16 protein-coding genes are annotated in these 18,038 nt (G+C 67.1%); 4 read left to right on the top strand and 12 right to left on the bottom strand.

The window, feature by feature from the left end; all coding sequences use genetic code 11:
* The first annotated feature begins 105 nt into the window (after positions 1-105).
* On the top strand, positions 106-1,359 hold the full coding sequence (locus AC1RIF_RS20740) for a cytochrome P450 (RefSeq protein ID WP_492603249.1): 1,254 nt from the start codon (positions 106-108) through the stop codon (positions 1,357-1,359).
* A gap of 202 nt (positions 1,360-1,561) precedes the next feature.
* Here the strand turns inward: AC1RIF_RS20740 and AC1RIF_RS20735 are convergent, their stop codons facing one another.
* The 5 genes from AC1RIF_RS20735 to AC1RIF_RS20715 are packed head-to-tail and all read right to left on the bottom strand — an operon-like array spanning position 1,562 to position 6,102.
* The gene (locus AC1RIF_RS20735; protein ID WP_492603248.1) at positions 1,562-1,999 is read right to left on the bottom strand and encodes a nuclear transport factor 2 family protein; all 438 of its coding nucleotides are present in this window, start codon (positions 1,997-1,999) and stop codon (positions 1,562-1,564) included.
* A 13-nt stretch (positions 2,000-2,012) separates the two neighbouring features.
* Complete coding sequence (locus AC1RIF_RS20730) at positions 2,013-2,876, bottom strand: TIGR03619 family F420-dependent LLM class oxidoreductase (protein ID WP_492603247.1); 864 nt, start codon at positions 2,874-2,876, stop codon at positions 2,013-2,015.
* Between the two features lie 14 nt (positions 2,877-2,890).
* Positions 2,891-4,066 carry a thiolase family protein gene (locus AC1RIF_RS20725; RefSeq protein WP_492603246.1) on the bottom strand — a complete coding sequence of 392 codons (1,176 nt, stop codon included), beginning with the start codon at positions 4,064-4,066 and terminating at the stop codon, positions 2,891-2,893.
* 1 nt (position 4,067) lies between these two features.
* Positions 4,068-5,132, bottom strand: coding sequence for a thiolase family protein (locus AC1RIF_RS20720; RefSeq protein ID WP_492603245.1), 1,065 nt, complete (start codon positions 5,130-5,132; stop codon positions 4,068-4,070).
* Positions 5,133-5,145: 13 nt separating this feature from the next.
* On the bottom strand, positions 5,146-6,102 hold the full coding sequence (locus AC1RIF_RS20715; RefSeq protein WP_492603244.1) for a Zn-ribbon domain-containing OB-fold protein: 957 nt from the start codon (positions 6,100-6,102) through the stop codon (positions 5,146-5,148).
* Between the two features lie 106 nt (positions 6,103-6,208).
* On the opposite strand from AC1RIF_RS20715, the gene AC1RIF_RS20710 reads away from it, so the two are divergent.
* Positions 6,209-7,249 (top strand): LLM class F420-dependent oxidoreductase, encoded by a 1,041-nt coding sequence (locus AC1RIF_RS20710; RefSeq protein ID WP_492603243.1) that lies wholly within the window; start codon positions 6,209-6,211, stop codon positions 7,247-7,249.
* Positions 7,250-7,325: 76 nt separating this feature from the next.
* Here the strand turns inward: AC1RIF_RS20710 and AC1RIF_RS20705 are convergent, their stop codons facing one another.
* From AC1RIF_RS20705 to AC1RIF_RS20690, 4 genes are all read right to left on the bottom strand, one after another.
* Positions 7,326-8,087 (bottom strand): 3-hydroxyacyl-CoA dehydrogenase, encoded by a 762-nt coding sequence (locus tag AC1RIF_RS20705; protein ID WP_492603242.1) that lies wholly within the window; start codon positions 8,085-8,087, stop codon positions 7,326-7,328.
* A gap of 28 nt (positions 8,088-8,115) precedes the next feature.
* Positions 8,116-9,309, bottom strand: a complete 1,194-nt coding sequence (locus tag AC1RIF_RS20700; RefSeq protein ID WP_492603241.1) for a thiolase family protein — start codon at positions 9,307-9,309, stop codon at positions 8,116-8,118.
* 80 nt (positions 9,310-9,389) lie between these two features.
* A complete protein-coding gene (locus AC1RIF_RS20695; RefSeq protein ID WP_492603240.1) occupies positions 9,390-10,013 on the bottom strand; it encodes a TetR/AcrR family transcriptional regulator in 624 nt (207 codons plus the stop codon).
* Positions 10,014-10,157: 144 nt separating this feature from the next.
* A complete protein-coding gene (locus tag AC1RIF_RS20690) occupies positions 10,158-10,979 on the bottom strand; it encodes a crotonase/enoyl-CoA hydratase family protein (RefSeq protein WP_492603239.1) in 822 nt (273 codons plus the stop codon).
* Between the two features lie 79 nt (positions 10,980-11,058).
* On the opposite strand from AC1RIF_RS20690, the gene AC1RIF_RS20685 reads away from it, so the two are divergent.
* The gene (locus AC1RIF_RS20685; RefSeq protein ID WP_492603238.1) at positions 11,059-12,708 is read left to right on the top strand and encodes an acyl-CoA synthetase; all 1,650 of its coding nucleotides are present in this window, start codon (positions 11,059-11,061) and stop codon (positions 12,706-12,708) included.
* Complete coding sequence (locus AC1RIF_RS20680; RefSeq protein ID WP_492603237.1) at positions 12,708-13,823, top strand: NAD(P)H-dependent flavin oxidoreductase; 1,116 nt, start codon at positions 12,708-12,710, stop codon at positions 13,821-13,823. The genes AC1RIF_RS20685 and AC1RIF_RS20680 overlap by 1 nt, the downstream gene beginning before the upstream one ends.
* A 73-nt stretch (positions 13,824-13,896) precedes the next feature.
* Here the strand turns inward: AC1RIF_RS20680 and AC1RIF_RS20675 are convergent, their stop codons facing one another.
* The 3 genes from AC1RIF_RS20675 to AC1RIF_RS20665 all read right to left on the bottom strand — a co-directional run bounded on the left by AC1RIF_RS20675 (position 13,897) and on the right by AC1RIF_RS20665 (position 17,945).
* Positions 13,897-15,528, bottom strand: coding sequence for a long-chain-fatty-acid--CoA ligase (locus tag AC1RIF_RS20675; protein ID WP_492603236.1), 1,632 nt, complete (start codon positions 15,526-15,528; stop codon positions 13,897-13,899).
* A 99-nt stretch (positions 15,529-15,627) separates the two neighbouring features.
* Positions 15,628-16,749, bottom strand: a complete 1,122-nt coding sequence (locus tag AC1RIF_RS20670; protein ID WP_492603235.1) for an acyl-CoA dehydrogenase family protein — start codon at positions 16,747-16,749, stop codon at positions 15,628-15,630.
* 14 nt (positions 16,750-16,763) lie between these two features.
* On the bottom strand, positions 16,764-17,945 hold the full coding sequence (locus AC1RIF_RS20665; protein ID WP_492603234.1) for an acyl-CoA dehydrogenase family protein: 1,182 nt from the start codon (positions 17,943-17,945) through the stop codon (positions 16,764-16,766).
* Between the last annotated feature and the right edge of the window lie 93 nt (positions 17,946-18,038).

Below are 18,038 nucleotides of genomic sequence, written 5' to 3'. Positions count from 1 at the left end.
GTCGATAGTTCCCTAGTCTTTCCCTGATCGGCGCTCTGTGATTCAATGCATGTAGAACGTGTTACACATCACTTCGCGGCCTGACCGCGAGGGCAGGAGACAGCAGTGGCGCAGCCCAATATTCCCGCAGGGTTCGACTTTACGGATCCTGACATCTACGCACACCGGATCCCCGTCGAGGAGCTTGCCGAAGTCCGCAAGACCCAGCCGGTCTACTGGGTCGACCAGCCGGACGGCGTCGGTGGCTTCAACGACGGTGGCTACTGGCTGGTCACCCGGCACGAGGACATCCGGGACGTCTCGATGCGAAGCGACGTGTTCTCCACGTGGGAGAACACCGCGATTCCGCGGTTTGCGGACGACATGCAGCGTGAGGCCATCGAGCTGCAGCGGTTCGTCCTGCTGAACAAGGACGCGCCGGAGCACACCAAGCTGCGCAAGCTCGTCGCCCGCGGCTTCACGCCCCGCGCGATCAACGGGCTCAAGGCTGAACTGAAGTCCCGCGCCGAGGCCATCGTCAAGGCCGCCGCTGCCGAGGGTAGTGGCGACTTCGTCACCCAGGTCGCGGCGGAACTGCCGCTGCAGGCCATCGCCGAACTCATCGGTGTGCCGCAGGAGGACCGCGGCAAGGTCTTCGAGTGGTCCAACCAGATGACGTCGTACGACGATCCCGAGTTCGCCGACGTCGATCCGGCGGCCGCGTCCATGGAGATCCTCGGGTACGCGTACCAGATGGCCGAGGCCCGCAAGGAGAACCCGGGCACCGACATCGTCACCACGCTCATCGAGGCGGACGTCGACGGTGACGTGCTGAGCCCGGAGGAGTTCGGCTTCTTCGTGATCGTGCTCGCGGTTGCCGGCAACGAGACCACCCGTAACGCGACCACGCACGGCATGAAGGCGTTCATGGACAACCCCGAGCAGTGGGAGTTGTTCAAGAAGGAGCGTCCGAAGACGATGGCCGACGAGGTCATCCGCTGGGCCACCCCGGTCGCCTCGTTCCAGCGCACCGCCCTCCAGGACACCGAGATCGGTGGCGTCGCGATCAAGAAGGGCCAGCGCGTGGTGATGAGCTACGTCTCGGCCAACTTCGACGAGGAAGTGTTCGAGAACCCGCACACGTTCGACATCACGCGCGACCCGAACCCGCACTTGTCGTTCGGCGGCACCGGCGCCCACTACTGCCTGGGTGCCAACCTCGCTCGTATGGAGATCGAGTTGATCTTCAACGCGATCGCCGACGTCCTCCCGGACATCACCGAGGCCGGCGACACCCGCCGACTGCGGTCCGGCTGGCTCAACGGCATCAAGGAGTACCAGGTCGACTACAAGACCTCGGGTTGCCCGGTCTCCCACTAGGTTCGAATCTCCATCCGGCTCGAGCGCAACATCAAGTCGGGCCACCCGGACGCAGTAGCGTCAGCGAGATCCCTCATCCCTCGCTGGCGCTACTGCTTTTGTGTGGGGAGTCGCGCTCGTCGCGGCGTTGGGAACACGAAGGGGGCGGTTACCGGATCCGGTAACCGCCCCTCGTGTTTCGGGAACTGCATCTTTCGCGGAATCAGACCTTCTTCAGCGTCTTCATCGCCCGGTCGACCTCCCAGAAGGCCCGCAGCGACTGCAACTTGCCCGCCGCGTTCACGCGGTAGATGAAGACACCCTCGGCGTCGACCTGGTTGCCGGCGATCACCGAGCGGATGAAGCCGATGTTGACGTTCTCGTCACCGCACACCAACGAGTCCTTCACGATGAACTCGAGTGAATCGGTGTTGGCGATGGTCATGTCGTAGAACTTCGAGATCGCCTCGCGCCCATGGTGTCCCTTGCCCTCCGGATCGAACCCGGACGGACCGACAGGGTCCTCCACCCAGCCGTCCTCGGCGAACAGGTCCAGCCACTCCTCCTTGCGCTTGCCGCTCGCGGCGGACTGCGACGCGTGTGCCGCGATCCGTGCGGGATGCTCGGCGGTGGACGATTCGGTACCGGCCTGTGTGCTCACGTGCTGTCCCTCCCTACTTGATGTACTGATCGGCGAACTTGCGCAGCGAATCCTGCTTGGCCTCGAGCGGTGCGTCGAAGCCGAGGCCGTCGAAGATCCACGGGACGACGATGTTGTCGGTGATGCCGGCGTCCGCCATCTGTGCGTAGCCGTCCTTGCCGAACCGGTCGATGCACACCGCCTGGATCTCGAAAGGCTGGTCGGCCCGGCCGTATTCGGCGCGGAGCTCCTTCAAGCGGGCCATCGTCGCCACCAGGTCGTCGAACTTCATCATCGCCGACGTCCAGCCGTCACCGATCCGGGCCGCGCGCTTGAGCGCGACCTCGGTGTGGCCGCCCACGTAGAACGGCACCGGCTTGCTCGGTGCCGGGCTCATCTGCAGTCGGTCGAAGTCGAAGAACTCGCCGTGGTACTCGACCATGCCGCCGGCCAGCACCATCTTGATGATCTCGATCATCTCGTCGACGCGGGCGCCGCGCTTCTTGTAGGGAGCGCCGCACCACTCGAACTCTTCCGGGGCCCAGCCGATTCCGACGCCGAAACCGAATCGGTTGCCGGTGAGATTTGCGACCGAGCCGACCTGCCGTGCCAGCAACAGGGGATTGCGGGAGCCGAGCTTGAGGACGTTCGTGTAGAAGCCGATCGTGTTGGTGACGGCACCCATTGCGGCCGCCGCGATCAACGGGTCCACCCAGGGCGTCTCGGCATTCCACATGCGCGAGCCGTCGGGGGTGTACGGGTAGTCCGCGGCGGCCGTCTCCATGAAGAACAGGGAGTCGGGCAGCGCGATGTTCGCGAAACCGCACTCCTCCGCGGTCTGTGCCAGGGCGGTCAACTGGTCCAGCGGGCTCATCGCGATGCCGACTGTGAACTTCATGATGGGAACCTCTCCTAGTTTGTCGGACGGTCGGCGCCGACCACCCACATCGCGAAGTACTGCGAGCCGCCGCCGTAGGCGTGGCCGAATGCCTTACGGACGCTGTCGACCTGGTGGTCACCGGCGCGCTCCATCACCTGCATCGCCGACTCGGCGTAGCGGATCATGCCGGACGCGCCGATCGGGTTGGACGAGAGGACTCCGCCCGACGCGTTGACCGGCAGCCGCCCGCCGATCGCCGTCTCGCCGGCCTCGGTGAACTTCCAGCCCTCGCCCTCCGGGACGAATCCGAGGTTCTCGAGCCACATCGGCTCGAACCACGAGAACGGCACGTAGATCTCGGCCTCGTCGATCTCGGTGAGCGGGTCGGTGATGCCCGCGGCCTTCCACAGCGCGGCCGAGGCGTCACGGCCGGCCTGCGGGTTCGCGACGTTGCGACCGGCGTACGACAGCGGCTCGGTGCGCATCGCGGTCGCGTGGATCCACGCGACCTTGCGGCCACCCGAGATGACCTCCTCCGCAGCGTCTTCGTTACCGATGACGATCGCGCACGCGCCGTCCGAGGACGGACACGTCTCGTCGTAACGGATGGGGTCCCACAGCATCTGGGACGCCTGCACCGACTCGACGGTGATGTCGGGCTGCTTGAGGTGCGCGTAGGGGTTCAGCGCGCCGTTGCGGCGGTCCTTCACGGCCACCAGCGCGCCGATGTGATCGGGGGCGCCCGAGCGGCGGATGTACGAGCGCACGTGCGGTGCGAAGAAGCCGCCCGCGCCCGCGCCGACCGGCATGGTGAACGGCACCGGCGTGGACAGCGCCCACATCGCGTTGGACTCGGACTGCTTCTCCCACGACACCGCGAGCACCCGCTTGTGTACGCCGGACTGCACCAGGCTGGCCGCGACATTGCCCGTCGAGGCGCCGACCGATCCGGCGGTGTGCACGCGTAGCAGCGGCTTACCGTTGGCGCCCAGCGCATCCGACATCGCGAGTTCCGGCATCATCGAGCCCTCGAACAGGTCGGGAGCCTTGCCGATGACGATGGCGTCGATGTCGTCCCAGCCGACGTGGGCGTCGGCCATCGCACGGTCGATCGCCTCGCGGACCATGCCGGCCATCGTGACATCGTGACGCTTGGCGACGTAGTACGTCTGGCCGGTGCCGAGGACCGCGGCGAGTTGCTTGGCCATATCAGTTGCGTCCTTCCATGACGGCGACCAGGTTCTGCTGCAGCACAGGGCCACTGGTGGCGTGGGCGAGGACGCGCTGCGCGTCACCGCTGAAGATCTGTCGGGCTGCGTAGCCGATGCGCTCGAGGCCGCCTGCGAACATCGGGTTGCCGGTGAGCGGGCCGCCGGACGGGTTGACCGTGGTGACGTCGGTCAGGCCGATCGCCTCGCGCAGGATGATCTCCTGGTGGGTGAACGGCGCGTGGAGTTCCGCGACGTCGATGTTCGACACGTCGCCGCCCGTCGCTGCGCGGGCAGCAGACGCCGTCGAGGGCGACGTCGTCAGATCCCGCGAACCGATGTTGGGGGAGTCGATCCTGTGCTCGATGCCGGTGATCCACGCCGGACGCTCGCGCAGTTCGCGGGCGCGGTCGCCGCGGGCCAGGATGATCGCGGCCGCACCGTCGGTGATCGGCGCGCAGTCGTGCGCGCGCAGCGGATCGGCGATGTACTCGGACGCGAGCAGCGTCTCGAGGTCGACGTCACCGGAGACCTGGGCGTTGGGGTTGGACTTCGCCGCGGCGCGGTTGCGCTGAGCGACCTGCGCCATCTCCTCTGCCGTCCACTTTCCGGCGTCCAGGCCGAGACGGGCCTGCAGGCCCGCGACCGAGACCGAGTCCGGCCACAGTGGGGAAACGAGGTAGGGATCCATCTGCATCGCCAGGATCTGGCGGAGATTGCCCGCGGACGACTTGCCGAAGCCGTACACGAGGGCGGTGTCGACCTCGCCGGTCATGAGCTTGACCCAGGCCTCGTACAGCGCCCACGCGGCGTCCATCTCGACGTGAGACTCGTTGATCGGCGGCACGGCGCCGATCGAGTCGATCGCGGAAATGAACGAGAACGAGCGTCCGGCCAGGTAGTCGGAGGATCCGGAGCACCAGAATCCGATGTCGGACTTGGTGATTCCGAGGTCGGAGTACAGCTCCTGGAAACAGGGGACGAGCATCTCGACACCGTTCGTGGTGCCGGTGGTCTCGCGCACATGGGGGGCCTGTGCGAAGCCGACGACTGCAATGTCTGTCATGTTCTCGAGGCTCCTAGAGATGGTGCTTGTAGCTGTCGTAGTCCGCGTCCGGCTCACTGCTCGGGCGGAAGTGGGAGATGTTGCGGAGCGAGTACTCCCACTCCTCCTTCGGCCGCCACACGGCCTCCACGCGCATGCCCATCCGGACCTCGGACGCGTCGACGTCGAGGATCAGGTGCAGGAACGGGATGTCGGCGCCGTCGAGCAGCACGTAGGCCGCGACGTACGGCGGCTTGATCTGCTGGCCCATGAACGGCACGTTGACGATGCAGAACGTCGTGATGGTGCCCTTGTCGGACACCTCGACCTGCTCCTTGGTGGGGGCGCCGTCGGTAGGGTTCGCGCCGCGCGGCGGCACGTAGACCTTGCCGTTCGCGTCGGTTCGACCGCCGATGATCTTGCCTTCCATGAGGCCGAGGAGGAAGTAGGTCTCCTCGAACGACGCGGTATGCGTGTAGTGCAGATCGATGGGAGTGACGATGCCGGTGACCGGATCTCCCCCGGAAACCGTTGCGGTGGAGTCCGAGTCGCTCTCACCGGGTTCGAAGCACGCGATGTCCTGGATCCGGCCGGTGCGCTCGTCGGCCCAGCGGACCCGCACCCGCATCCCGGTGCTCATCACGTCGGGGGAGCCGGCATCGACGGCGTGCAGGATCGAGGTGTCGGCGCCGTCGAGTTTCACCAGGGCCCACGCGAACGGGTGGCTCAACGGCTGGCCCTCGATGGGCTCGGACATCCACGACCAGCTCACGACCGTTCCGGTGTCGGACACGTCGACGAAGTCGGTCATCGGTTCGTGGGTCGAGGGGTCGAATTCGGGCGGCGGCACGTGAACGCGGCCGTCGGAACCGCGGGCGCCGATGACCTTTCGGTCACGGAGAGCCGTCACGAACGCTCCGATGGTCGGCCCCACCGATCGGGTGTAGTCGAATTTCAGATTAAGTGGTGCTCTCAGTGGCTGCTCGGCCACTTGGCTCTTGCTCGCTGTCTTTCCTTGGGTCACAGAATCGAGTAGAACAGGTTCTTATTACTGTGGCAAGGGTCACGTCGGATATGGGAAAACGCGGAGGCAGGCAATGAAGCTGGGGTTACAACTCGGGTACTGGGGTGCGCAGCCTCCGTTCAATGCACAGGAGTTGGTGAACGAGGCCGACGCGTCCGGATTCGACGCCGTCTTCTCCGCGGAGTCGTGGGGCAACGATGCCTTCACTCCGCTCGCGTGGTGGGGGTCGAGCACCGAGCGCATCCGGCTGGGCACGTCGGTGGCGCAGATGTCCGCTCGGACACCGACGAACTGCGCGATGCACGCGCTGACGCTCGACCACCTCTCCGGAGGCCGCACCATCCTCGGTCTGGGAGTGTCAGGGCCGCAGGTCGTCGAGGGCTGGTACGGGCAGCCGTTCCAGAAGCCGTTGGCCCGCACCCGGGAATACGTCTCGATCGTGCGTCAGGTCCTCGCCCGTGAGTCCGCGGTACGCAACGACGGGCCGCACTATCCGCTGCCGTATGCCGGTCCGGGTTCGATGGGGCTCGGGAAGCCGCTCAAGCCGATCACGCATCCGCTGCGCGCGGACCTGCCGATCTGGCTCGGCGCCGAGGGCCCCAAGAACGTGGCGATGACCGCCGAGATCGCCGACGGCTGGCTCGCGATCTACTACACGCCGCGACTGGCACCGATGTACAACGAGTGGCTCGACGAGGGGTTCGCGCGGCCCGGTGCCCGCCGCAGCCGTGAGGATTTCGAGGTGGCCGCGACCTGTCAGGTGGTCGTCACCGACGACCGCGCCGCGGAGATCGCGAAGCTCAAGCCGATCACCGCGCTGTATGTCGGCGGGATGGGTGCACCCGAACTGAACTTCCACGCCCAGGTCTACACCCGGATGGGCTACGGCGAGGAGGTCAAGGAGATCGGCAAGCTGTTCCTGTCCGGGCGCAAGGAGGAGGCCGCCGCGATCGTGCCGGACGAGATGGTCACGGACACAATGATCATCGGCAACATCGACGAGGTGCGCACACAGGTCAAGCAGTGGGAGGACGCCGGTGTGACGATGCTGCTGGTGACCTGCCGCAGTGTCGAGCACATGCGTGAGTTGGCGGCTGCCGTCGGCACCGCCTGACGGCAGCGTGCACACGAACGGCGCGGGCCGTGAAGGGAAGCCCTTCACGGCCCGCGCCGTCTCTACGCTTCCGGGATCAGCGCGGGGCCATGCGGATGGCGCCGTCGAGGCGGATGACCTCGCCGTTGAGCATGGGGTTGGAGACGATGTGCGCGGCGAGGGAGCCGTACTCGGCCGGGTCACCGAGGCGCGAGGGGTGGGGTACCTGCTGTCCGAGGGAGGCCTGTGCGGCCTCGGGTAGTCCGGCGAGCAGCGGGGTCTTGAACAGGCCGGGGGCGATGGTGACGACGCGGATCAGCAGCGACGCGAGGTCACGGGCGATGGGCAGCGTCATGCCGACGACGCCGCCCTTGGACGCGGAGTAGGCGGCCTGGCCGATCTGGCCGTCGAATGCTGCGACGGAGGCGGTGTTGATGATGACGCCGCGCTCACCGTCGATCGGCTCGGTCTTCGCGATGCGCTCGGCGGCGAGGCGCAGCACGTTGAACGTGCCGACGAGGTTGATGTTGATGACGCGGTTGAAGTCGGCGAGCGGGAACGCGCCGTTCTTGCCGACGGTCTTGACGGCGTTGCCGATGCCGGCGCAGTTCACCGTCACGCGCAGCGGGCCGAGGGACTCGGCGAGGTCGAGGGCCGCGGCTACGGACGCCTCGTCGGTGACGTCACCGGCGGCGAAGCGGACGCGGTCGCCGAGTTCCTTGGCGATGGCCTCGCCGTTGGACGAGGGCAGGTCGAGGATGACGACGCTGGCGCCGTCGGCGAGCAGGGCCTTGACGGTGGCGAGGCCGAGGCCGGACGCGCCGCCGGTGACGAGGGCGACGCTGTCGTTGACGATCATGCGGTGTCCTTTCGAGACATGTTGTGTGTCAGAGTCGTTCGATGATGGTGGCGTTGGCCATGCCGGCGCCTTCGCACATGGTCTGCAGGCCGTAGCGGCCGCCGGTGGCCTCGAGCTGGTTGACGAGGGTGGTGAGCAGGCGGGTGCCGGACGAGCCCAGGGCGTGACCGAGCGCGATGGCGCCGCCGCGCGGGTTGAGCTTGGCGGGGTCGGCGGCGAACTCGTGGGCCCACATCAGCGGGACGGGGGCGAAGGCCTCGTTGACCTCGTAGGCATCGATGTCGTCGATGGACAGTCCCGCTTTGGTGAGGACCTTGTGGGTGGCGGGGATGGGGGCGGTGAGCATGAACATCGGGTCGTCGCCGGCGACGGCGAACGAGTGGAACCGGGCGCGGGGGGTCAGGCCCAGCTTGGACGCCATCTCCTCGCTCATGATCAGGACGGCGGAGGCGCCGTCGGTCAGCGGTGAGGAGTTGCCGGGGGTGATGTGCCACGGGGCTTCGGGGAAGCGGGCGGCGTATTCGTCGGTGCGGAACGAGGGGCGCAGACCGGCCAGACCCTCGGTGGTGGTGGCGGCTCGGACGGTCTCGTCCAGCGTGTGCGCGACCGTCTCACCCGCGGCGTTGGTGACCTCGATGGAGATGATCTCGTTGTCGAACGCGCCGGCGGCGATCGCGGCGGCGGCGCGCTGGTGTGACTGCGCGGAGTAGGCGTCGAGGGTTTCGCGGTCGAGTTTCCACTTCGCTGCGATCAGCTCGGCGGAGATGCCCTGGTTGACGAGGCCCTCCGGGTAGCGGGCGGCGATGTCGGGACCGACGGTGTCCTTGCCCATGGTCGCGGTGCCCATCGGGATGCGGCTCATGGATTCGACACCACAGGCGATGACGATGTCGTATGCGCCGGCGATGATGCCCTGGGCGGCGAAGTGGGCGGCCTGCTGGCTCGACCCGCACTGGCGGTCGATCGTGGTGGCGGGCACCGAGTCCGGGAAGCCCGCCGACAACAGTGCGGTGCGGGTGATGTTGAGGGACTGCTCGCCGACCTGGGCGACGCAGCCGCCGATCACGTCGTCGATCTGGGCGGGGTCGAGGTCGTTGCGCTCGACCAGCGTGCGCAGAACCTGGGCGAGCAGTTCGACCGGGTGGGTGCCGGACAGCGCGCCGCCGGGCTTTCCCTTACCGGACGCGAGCCGGACCGCGTCGACGATGACTGCCTGGGCCATGGTGGTTCCTCTCCTCGCCGTGCTTACTTATCGATCGCTAAGTGTGGTACCACGGCGGCCCGAGCTCGGTCAATTGCAGATCAGCTGTGAGCGCCCGCGACCATCTTCGACGTGATCGCCGCGTACTTGGCGGCCACGGCCTGCGGCCCCAGCTCGCCCTCCGCGTGATACCAGCGGGGAATCGCCTGGCACATGCCGAGGATGGCGCGCGTGGTCTCGGCGGGATCCTCGACCGCGAAATCGCCCGAGCGGACACCGTCGCGGACGATGCCGAGCACGAGGTTCTCGATGCCCTTGCGAACCGTCCGGTACCGCTCGTGGTTCTCCGGCCCCAGGTAGCGCGCCTCGCTCTCGATGGCGGCCAGTCGTGCCCGGTTCGTCAATCGCAGCACGATCGCCGACACCACGTTCTCGAGGCGCTGGGCGGGATCGTTGCCGCCGGCGTCGTTCGCGGCGTGCGCCCGCGCCAGCACGTCCCCGGTGGCCAGCTCGATCAGGGCGACGAGCAGGCCTTCCTTGCTGTCGTAGTGGTAGTACAGCGCCGGAACCGTGACCCCGACCCGGCGGGCGATCTCACGGACCGACGCGCCGTGGAAGCCCTTCTCGTAGAACGCATCGAGTGCCGCGGACAGGATCGGCGTGAGCTCCAACGGCTCCAGGCGCTGCCACTCCGGCTGCGTCGCGTCACCAGCGGTTGTGCCCATCTACGGTCTCACCTGTCGATCGTCGGTCAATGCCCGTCGAGAATACGCATCGTGCGGTGGTCTCCGGGTGTCCCGTAGCAGCTGAAGGGTCCCTTCAGGCGCTGACAGCGCATGAAGGGACCCTTCAGCTGAAGCAGTTACCGGCTACTTGCCGGTGAACTTGGGGGCACGCTTCTCGGCGAAGGAGCGCGGGCCCTCCTTGGCGTCGTCGCTCTTGAAGACGGCCATGCCGATCTCGGCCTCGAGCGCGAAGGCGTCCTCCTCGTGCATGCCCTCGGTGACGCGGATCGTCTTCAGGATCGCCTGTACCGCGATGGGGCCGTTGGCGGCGATCTGCTCGGCGATCTCGAGTGCCTTGTCGAGGGCGGTGCCGTCGGGGACGACATGGCCGATGAGGCCGAGTTCCCTGGCCTCGGGGGCGGGCACCGTTCGACCGGTCAGCAGGATCTCTGCAGCGACGGTGTACGGGATCTGGCGCACCAGTCGAACCGCGGATCCGCCGAGCGGGAACAGTCCGAGTCGCGCCTCGGAGACCCCGAACCGGGCGCTCTCGCCGGCGACGCGGATGTCGGTGCCCTGCAGGATCTCGGTGCCGCCGGCGATGGCCGGGCCCTCGACCGCGGCGATGAGCGGCTTGGTGAGGCGGCGGCCCTTCAACAGTGCCGGCAACCGCGTCACGTCCATCCCCGCGCCGAACTTGTCGCCCGGGGCGTTGCGGTTCATCTCCTTGAGGTCCATTCCGGCGCAGAACGTGCCGCCGGCGCCGGTGAGGATCGCGACGCGAATGTCGGGATCGGAGTCGATCCGGTCCCAGGCGTCGGTCATGATCGCCATCATCTCGCCCGAGAGCGCGTTTCGGGCCTCGGGGCGGTTCATCGTCACGATCAGGACGTGGCCACGCTTCTCGACGAGGCAGTGGGGCGATTTCGCCGAAACGTCTGTATTTTCCGTAGTTTCGGTGGACACTGAGGGCTCCCGCTATGTGTGTGAGTTGAGTCTCAAATTAGGTCTTGTCACCGACAGTAACACGTTCTACTTTGTTGACGTGGCCATTAATATCGCAGACCTCGTAGAGCACTCGATCGATCTCAACCCGGACCGCCTCGCCCTCGTGGATGCCGACCGTGAGCTGACGTTCGCGCAACTGGAGGAGAAGGCCAACCGTCTGGCCAACTACCTGCGGGATCAGGGTGTCGCGCCCGGCGACAAGGTGGGCATCTACAGCCGGAACACCATCGAGGCGATCGTGTCCATGGTGGCCATCTTCAAGGCCCGCGCCATCATGGTCAACGTCAACTACCGGTACGTCGAGAACGAGTTGCAGTACATCTTCGAGAACTCGGACATGGTCGCACTCATTCACGAGCGCCGCTACAGCGACAAGGTCGCGGGTGTTCTGCCGAACACCCCGCATGTCAAGACGGCCATCGTCGTCGAGGACGGCACGGATCTCGACTACTCGTCGTACGGTGGCGTCGAATTCGAGCAGGCACTGTCGCAGGGATCGCCCGACCGCAACTTCGGTGAGCGCAGCCCCGACGACATCTTCATCCTCTACACCGGTGGCACCACCGGCATGCCCAAGGGCGTCATGTGGCGGCACGAGGACTGGTGGCGCGTGCTGGGCGGCGGCGTCAACTTCGTCACCGGCGAGTACCTCGAGGACGAGTGGGAGCTGGCGAAGGTCGGCGCCGCCAACCCCGCGATGGTTCGCTTCCCGATTCCTCCGATGATCCACGGCGGTTCGCAGTCGGCCGTGTTCCACAGCCTCTTCGGCGGTGGCACGCTCGTCATGCACCCCGAGTTCGACGGCCACGCGGTGTGGCAGGTCATCGACCGGCACAAGGTCAACCTCATCTTCATCACGGGCGACGCGATGGCACGGCCCATGATCGACGCACTCGTCGCAGGGAACCCGGAGACCGGTGAGCCGTACGACCTTTCGTCGCTGTACGTCATCGCCAGCAGCGCGGCTCTGTTCTCGCCGGCGCTCAAGGAGCAGTTCCTCGACCTGCTGCCGAACCGTCTGCTCACCGACTCGATCGGCTCCTCCGAGACCGGTTTCGGTGGTCTGGCCACCATCACGAAGGGCTTCGAGCACACCGGCGGTCCACGTGTGAAGATCGACGCCGCCACGGTCGTCATCGACGACGACGGCATCCCGGTCGTGCCCGGTTCCGGCCAGGTCGGCGTGCTCGCTCGCAGCGGCCACATTCCCCTCGGCTACTACAAGGACGAGGAGAAGACCAAGTCGACGTTCAAGGTCCTCAACGGAATTCGCTACTCGATCCCGGGCGACTACGCCACGGTCGAGGAGGACGGCACCGTCACGATGCTCGGCCGCGGATCGGTCTCGATCAACAGTGGCGGCGAGAAGATCTACCCCGAGGAGGTCGAGGGCGCCGTCAAGACGCACCCCGACGTCTTCGACGTCCTGGTCGTCGGTGTGCCCGACGAGCGCTGGGGCAACCGCGTCGCGGCCGTCGTCGCACCGCGTCCCGGAACCAACCCGAGTCTGAACGACATCGTCGAGTCGGCCCGCAAGGAGATCGCCGGCTACAAGGTGCCACGCAGCCTGTGGCTCGTCGACGAGATCAAGCGCTCGCCGGCCGGCAAGCCCGATTACAAGTGGGCCACCGCGGAGACCCAGTCGCGCGCGGCGGACGATCACTACACCAATGGCAAGGACGTTTGATGCACACCGATCTCGCCGAGAAGTTCGGCATCCAGTATCCGATCTTCGGGTTCACGCCGTCCGAGCATGTGGCGGCGGCGATCAGCCGCGCCGGTGGTCTCGGCGTCCTCGGGTGCGTCCGGTTCAACGACCCGGACGAGCTCGAGGCCACCCTCACCTGGATGGACGAGAACACCGACGGCAAGCCGTACGGCGTCGACATCGTGATGCCGGCGAAGGTGCCCACCGAGGGCGGCGCTGTCGACCTCGACAAGCTCATCCCCGCCGAGCACCGTGCGTTCGTCAACCGCACACTCGACGAACTGGGCGTCCCGCCGCTGTCCGACGATGTCGAGCACGCCACCGGAGTCCTCGGCTGGCTGCACTCGGTCGCCCGCTCGCACGTCGACGTCGCGCTGAACCACCGAATCGCGCTGATCGCCAACGCCCTCGGGTCTCCGCCCAGGGATGTGATCGACCTCGCGCACGAAAAGGGTGTTCCGGTGGCCGCGCTCGCGGGAGCGGTGGACCACGCACGCAGCCACGTCGAGAACGGCGTCGACATCGTCATCGCCCAGGGCTACGAGGCGGGCGGTCACACCGGTGAGATCGCCTCGATGGTGCTGGTCCCCGAGATCGTCGACGCCGTAGGCGATTCCGCGGGTGTCCTCGCCGCCGGTGGCATCGGGAGCGGCCGTCAGGTCGCCGCGGCACTCGCGCTCGGCGCCTCCGGCGTCTGGATGGGCTCGTACTGGCTGACGACGAGCGAGTACAAGCTCGGTAGCGCGGCCGAGGGCCCGTCGTCGATCCAGCGCGCGCTGCTCGGTGCGACATCGGCCGACACCGTTCGGTCGCGGATCTACTCCGGCAAGCCGGCACGCCTGCTCAAGACCAAGTGGACCGAGGCCTGGTCCAAGCCTGGTGCGCCCGAACCGCTTCCGATGCCGCTGCAGAACATTCTCGTCAGCGAGGCGCATCAGCGCATCTCCGCCGGCAGCGACCCCGAGGTCGTGGCGATGCCGGTCGGTCAGATCGTCGGCCGGATGAACGAGATCCGACCGGTCGCCGAGATCATGGCCGAACTCGTCGCGGAGTTCGAGTCGACGGTCTCCCGCCTCGACGGCCTCAAGGGCTGACGCCCGCACGACACAGCAGCGCCCCCGGAACGATGTTCCGGGGGCGCTGTCGTTGGTCGGGCGGCTGCGGAGCTCAGGCGTCTGCGGTCTGACGCTCCAGGGTGAGCGCGAGTTCCGGGGTGAGCAGCTCGAACTCGTCCTGGCCGCGATCGCGGAGCCAGACCGGGTCGGCGCAGTGCCAGCGCTCGGCGCTGAGCGTGCGCGTCACGACCTTGAACGTCGCGGTCCGTGGGAACTCGGTGCACACCCGCAGCAGGGTGGGGCGCTGCTTGGGTCCCAGATCGGGCTGCCCGTCCAGGAATTCGGCGAAGGCGACCGGGTCGAAGTCCGCGGCGTCCGCGGTGGGGATGACGGCGGCCATCACGCGGTCGCCGACTTCCCGGTCCGGCACCGCGTACACCGACACCTGCGCAAAGCCCGGGTAGCGCACCAGGATCCGTTCGATCGGTGCGGCACCCAGGTTCTCGCCGTCCACCCGGAGCCAGCCGGAGCTGCGGCCGGCGAAGTAGACGAAGCCGTCGGTGTCCCGGTAGGCGAGGTCGCCGCTCCAGTACATGCCGTCGCGTAGACGCTCGGCGTCCGCCTCAGGGTTCTTGTAGTAGCCGGCGAACGCGCCCGCGCCCGACACGTTGACCATTTCGCCGGTCGACTCCTCGGCGTTCACGAGGCGGCCGGAGGCGTCGAATTCTGCCGGCGGGCAGACGGTGCCGGTGTCCGGGTGGCGAATCTCCACGTCCTTCGGGAGGAGCCCGAGGGCGCCGGGAGGCGACTCGGGGTGGGCCGAGATGGATACGCCGCCCTCGGTGGAGCCGAAGCCGTCGATCACGCGCGCCCCGAAGCGCCGGGAGAACTCCCGGACCACGGGGGCGGAACCCTCGTTGCCGTACATGATCTTCAGCGTGTTGTCGGCATCGTCGGAGTGCTCCGGGGTGGCCACGATGAACGAGAGCGGCTTACCGACATAGTTGGCGTACGTGACGCCGTAACGGCGGACGTCGGAAAGGAAGCCGGACGCGGAGAACTTGCGTCGCATCGCGATACCCGACTGAGCCCGCAGTGCGACGGCCCACGCCGCCATCATCGCGTTGGAGTGGAACATCGGCATCGACATGTAGACGACGTCGTCGCCGGACAGTCCGAACCGGTCCGCGAGCATGATGCCGGGATCGGCGATCTTGGCGTGCGTGCACCGCACGGCTTTCGGGTCGCCACTGGTGCCCGACGTGAAGATGAGCATCAACAGGTCGTCGGGTGCGGCGGTGGGTGCGACGACGGGACTGCCGGCGAAGGGGGACAGGAGTTGCGTCCACTCCGGGGCGTCCACGTTGATCACCCGGACGTCGCCGAGGTCGATGCCGTCGAGGAGATGGGCCTGAGTGTTCTCGGTGAACACGATCTGGCAGTCGGACAGTGCGATGTCGCGGGCCAGGGCCTCACCGCGCCGGGTCGTGTTGAGACCGGCGAGAACGGCACCGGAGAACGCGGCGGCGCCGAGCAGGGAGGAGAACTCGGGGACGTTGTCCATGAGGACGCCGAAATGTCGCGGTCGCTCCGGATTGAGCAGGTGGCTCAGAGCGGACGCACGGTCGTACATTCCGTGGACGTGTTCCGCCCACGGAATGTACTGGTCTTCGAATCGGATTCCGTGCGTATCGATGTGGCGGAGGTGAGCGAGCAGGTCCGCCACCGTGGGAGTCGCTGTCATTCCCACATCATGACGATTGTGATGCGCGTCATGCTTCCCGATTTCACTGTGTGGGACCGGTCCGGTCGAATGGATTCCGACCGCTTGCGTCCGTGGTGCTTACGCCGGCGTCGCGGCCAACACGGCACCGAGGCGGCGGAGCTGATCGGTCGCGGACCCGAGCAGAAACTCCTGACGCTTCGCGGCCAGGAAGTACCGGTGTGCCGGATGATCCTCGTCGAGACCGACGCCGCCGTGGATGTGCACGACGGAGTGCGCGACGCGATGACCCGCATCCGCGGCCCAGAACTTCGCGATCTCGATCTCGCCCTCGGTCGGCAGCCCCTCCGCCAGACGGAAAGCGGCCTGCCACAGGGTCAACCGCACACCCTTGACGTCGATGTACCCGTCGGCGAGGCGCTGCGCGACGGCCTGGAAGCTGCCGATGGGCCGGTCGAACTGGACGCGTTCGCGTGCGTAATCGGCGGTGATCTTCAGCCCCTGGTCGAGGACACCGAACTGGAAGGCACTCGAGCCCACGGCGCCGCGGTCGAGGATCCACTCGACGATCTCGCCGCCCTGCTCGACGGTGCCGAGCACGCGGTCGGCACCCAGCTGGACGTCGGCCAGCTCGACGATGCCGGTGCAGCCGAAGTCCGTGGTCTGCTGGCGCGTGATCGTGACACCGGCGTCGCCCGGCTGCACCAGGAACAGCGCGGTGCCACCGTCGGTGGCGGCCGGCACAAGGACCAGGTCGGCGATCGGAGCCCCGTCGACGACGATCTTGGTGCCGCTCAGCGTCCACCCGTTCGCCGTCCGCTCCGCCCGCGTGACCGGCGCCGCGGGGTTGTCGTTGAGCTCCTCGGCGAGTGCAACGGCAATGATCTTGGATCCGGCGGCCGCGGGTGCACCCCATTCGGCACGCTGGGCGTCCGAACCGAATTGGGCGATCGCCCCGGCGCCCATCACGATCGACGACAGATACGGCACCGGTGCGACGCCGCGACCGAGTTCGATGAGGATGCTGCACTGTTCGAGAATGCCGAAGCCGTCGCCGCCGACCGACTCGGGCAGCGCTGCGCCGAGCACGCCGGACGACGCGAGCGCGTCCCACAGCTTGCGGTCGAAGCGATCCTCAGCGGAGTCGAGTTCGCGCAAACGGTCGTTGGTGACGATGTCGGAGACGATGCCCTGGGTGAGACCTGCCAGGTCTTGCTGGGCCTCGGTGAGAGAGAAGTCCATGGTGTGGTCCTTGCTTATCGCTTGGCGTGGGGCTGGCCGAGGGCGGTCATGGCGATGATGTCGCGCTGGACCTCGTTGGTGCCGCCGCCGAAGGTGAGGATCAGTGCCGAGCGGTGCCACCGCTCGAGGCGTCCGCGCAGGACCGCTCCCGGCGAGTTCTGCCGGATGGTGGCGGACGGGCCCAGGATCTCCATCATCAGCCGGTACGCCTCGGTGGCGAACTCGGTGCCGTACACCTTGTTGGCCGACGCCGCCTCGGGGCCGGGAGCGTGGTCGGTGGCCGACGCGATCTCCCAGTTCATGAGCTTGAGATATTCGGTCTTGGCGTGCACCCGGGCCAGGTTGATCTGGACCCATTCCTGGTCGATGACCCGACGGCCGTCGGCCAGCTTGGTGTTCTGTGCCCACTCACGCACTTCCTGCAGCGCGGTCATGATCACGCCGGCCGACGTGAGCGCGACCCGCTCGTGGTTGAGCTGGTTGGTGACGAGCTTCCAGCCGCCGTGCTCCTCACCGACCAGCGAGCTCTGCGGCACACGGACGTCCTGGTAGTAGGTCGCGCTGGTGTCTGGCCCGGCCATCGTGTGGACCGGCGTGTACGAGAATCCCTCAGCGGTGGTCGGCACGATCAGCATGCTGATGCCGCGATGCTTCTTCGCGGCCGGATCCGTGCGGCACGCGAGCCAGACGTAGTCGGCGTACTGGATGAGGCTCGTCCACATCTTCTGGCCGTTGATGACGTAGTCGTCGCCGTCCTTGACCGCGGACGTGCGCAGCGACGCGAGGTCGGTGCCGGCGCCCGGCTCGGAGTAGCCGATCGAGAAGTGCAGTTCGCCCGCGGAGATCTTGGGCAGGAAGTAGGCCTTCTGTTCGGCCGTACCGAAATGCATGATGGTCGGCGCGACCGAATTGATCGTCAGGAACGGCACCGGCGCACCGGCGATCGCGGCCTCGTCGACGAAGATGAGCTGATCCATCGTGGATCGCTCCTGGCCGCCGTACTCCTTGGGCCAGCCGAGGGTGAGCCACCCGTCCTTGCCCATCTGCTGGACGACCTCGCGGTAGACGTTTCCTGCGCCGTACTCGCCGGTGGTCGCCATCAGGGCTTCACGACGTTCCGGAGTCATCAATTTCGCGAAGTAGCTTCGCAATTCCTCGCGCAGCTTCTGCTGCTCCGCGGTGTAGGTGATATCCACTTGGTTTCTCCAATCCGGGCTATCGTCGGCGCGGAATCGCGGGATTCGGCACGGTTTCTGGAAAGATCGCGGGCCACGGCCGAGGTGATCGGG

It is taken from the genome of Prescottella sp. GW823-FHT02E09, assembly GCF_058797375.1.
Note: the sequence above shows the minus strand (reverse complement) of the source record. Positions and strands in the feature narration are given on the sequence as shown.

What these genes read in the sequence shown, in the direction of transcription:
- AC1RIF_RS20695 (WP_492603240.1), bottom strand. Translation starts at nt 10,013, where the DNA reads ATGGGCACAACCGCTGGTGACGCGACGCAGCCGGAGTGGCAGCGCCTG.
- AC1RIF_RS20710 (WP_492603243.1), top strand. Translation starts at nt 6,209, where the DNA reads ATGAAGCTGGGGTTACAACTCGGGTACTGGGGTGCGCAGCCTCCGTTC.
- AC1RIF_RS20730 (WP_492603247.1), bottom strand. Translation starts at nt 2,876, where the DNA reads ATGAAGTTCACAGTCGGCATCGCGATGAGCCCGCTGGACCAGTTGACC.
- AC1RIF_RS20725 (WP_492603246.1), bottom strand. Translation starts at nt 4,066, where the DNA reads ATGGCCAAGCAACTCGCCGCGGTCCTCGGCACCGGCCAGACGTACTAC.
- AC1RIF_RS20705 (WP_492603242.1), bottom strand. Translation starts at nt 8,087, where the DNA reads ATGATCGTCAACGACAGCGTCGCCCTCGTCACCGGCGGCGCGTCCGGC.
- AC1RIF_RS20700 (WP_492603241.1), bottom strand. Translation starts at nt 9,309, where the DNA reads ATGGCCCAGGCAGTCATCGTCGACGCGGTCCGGCTCGCGTCCGGTAAG.
- AC1RIF_RS20680 (WP_492603237.1), top strand. Translation starts at nt 12,708, where the DNA reads ATGCACACCGATCTCGCCGAGAAGTTCGGCATCCAGTATCCGATCTTC.
- AC1RIF_RS20720 (WP_492603245.1), bottom strand. Translation starts at nt 5,132, where the DNA reads ATGACAGACATTGCAGTCGTCGGCTTCGCACAGGCCCCCCATGTGCGC.
- AC1RIF_RS20675 (WP_492603236.1), bottom strand. Translation starts at nt 15,528, where the DNA reads ATGACAGCGACTCCCACGGTGGCGGACCTGCTCGCTCACCTCCGCCAC.
- AC1RIF_RS20670 (WP_492603235.1), bottom strand. Translation starts at nt 16,749, where the DNA reads ATGGACTTCTCTCTCACCGAGGCCCAGCAAGACCTGGCAGGTCTCACC.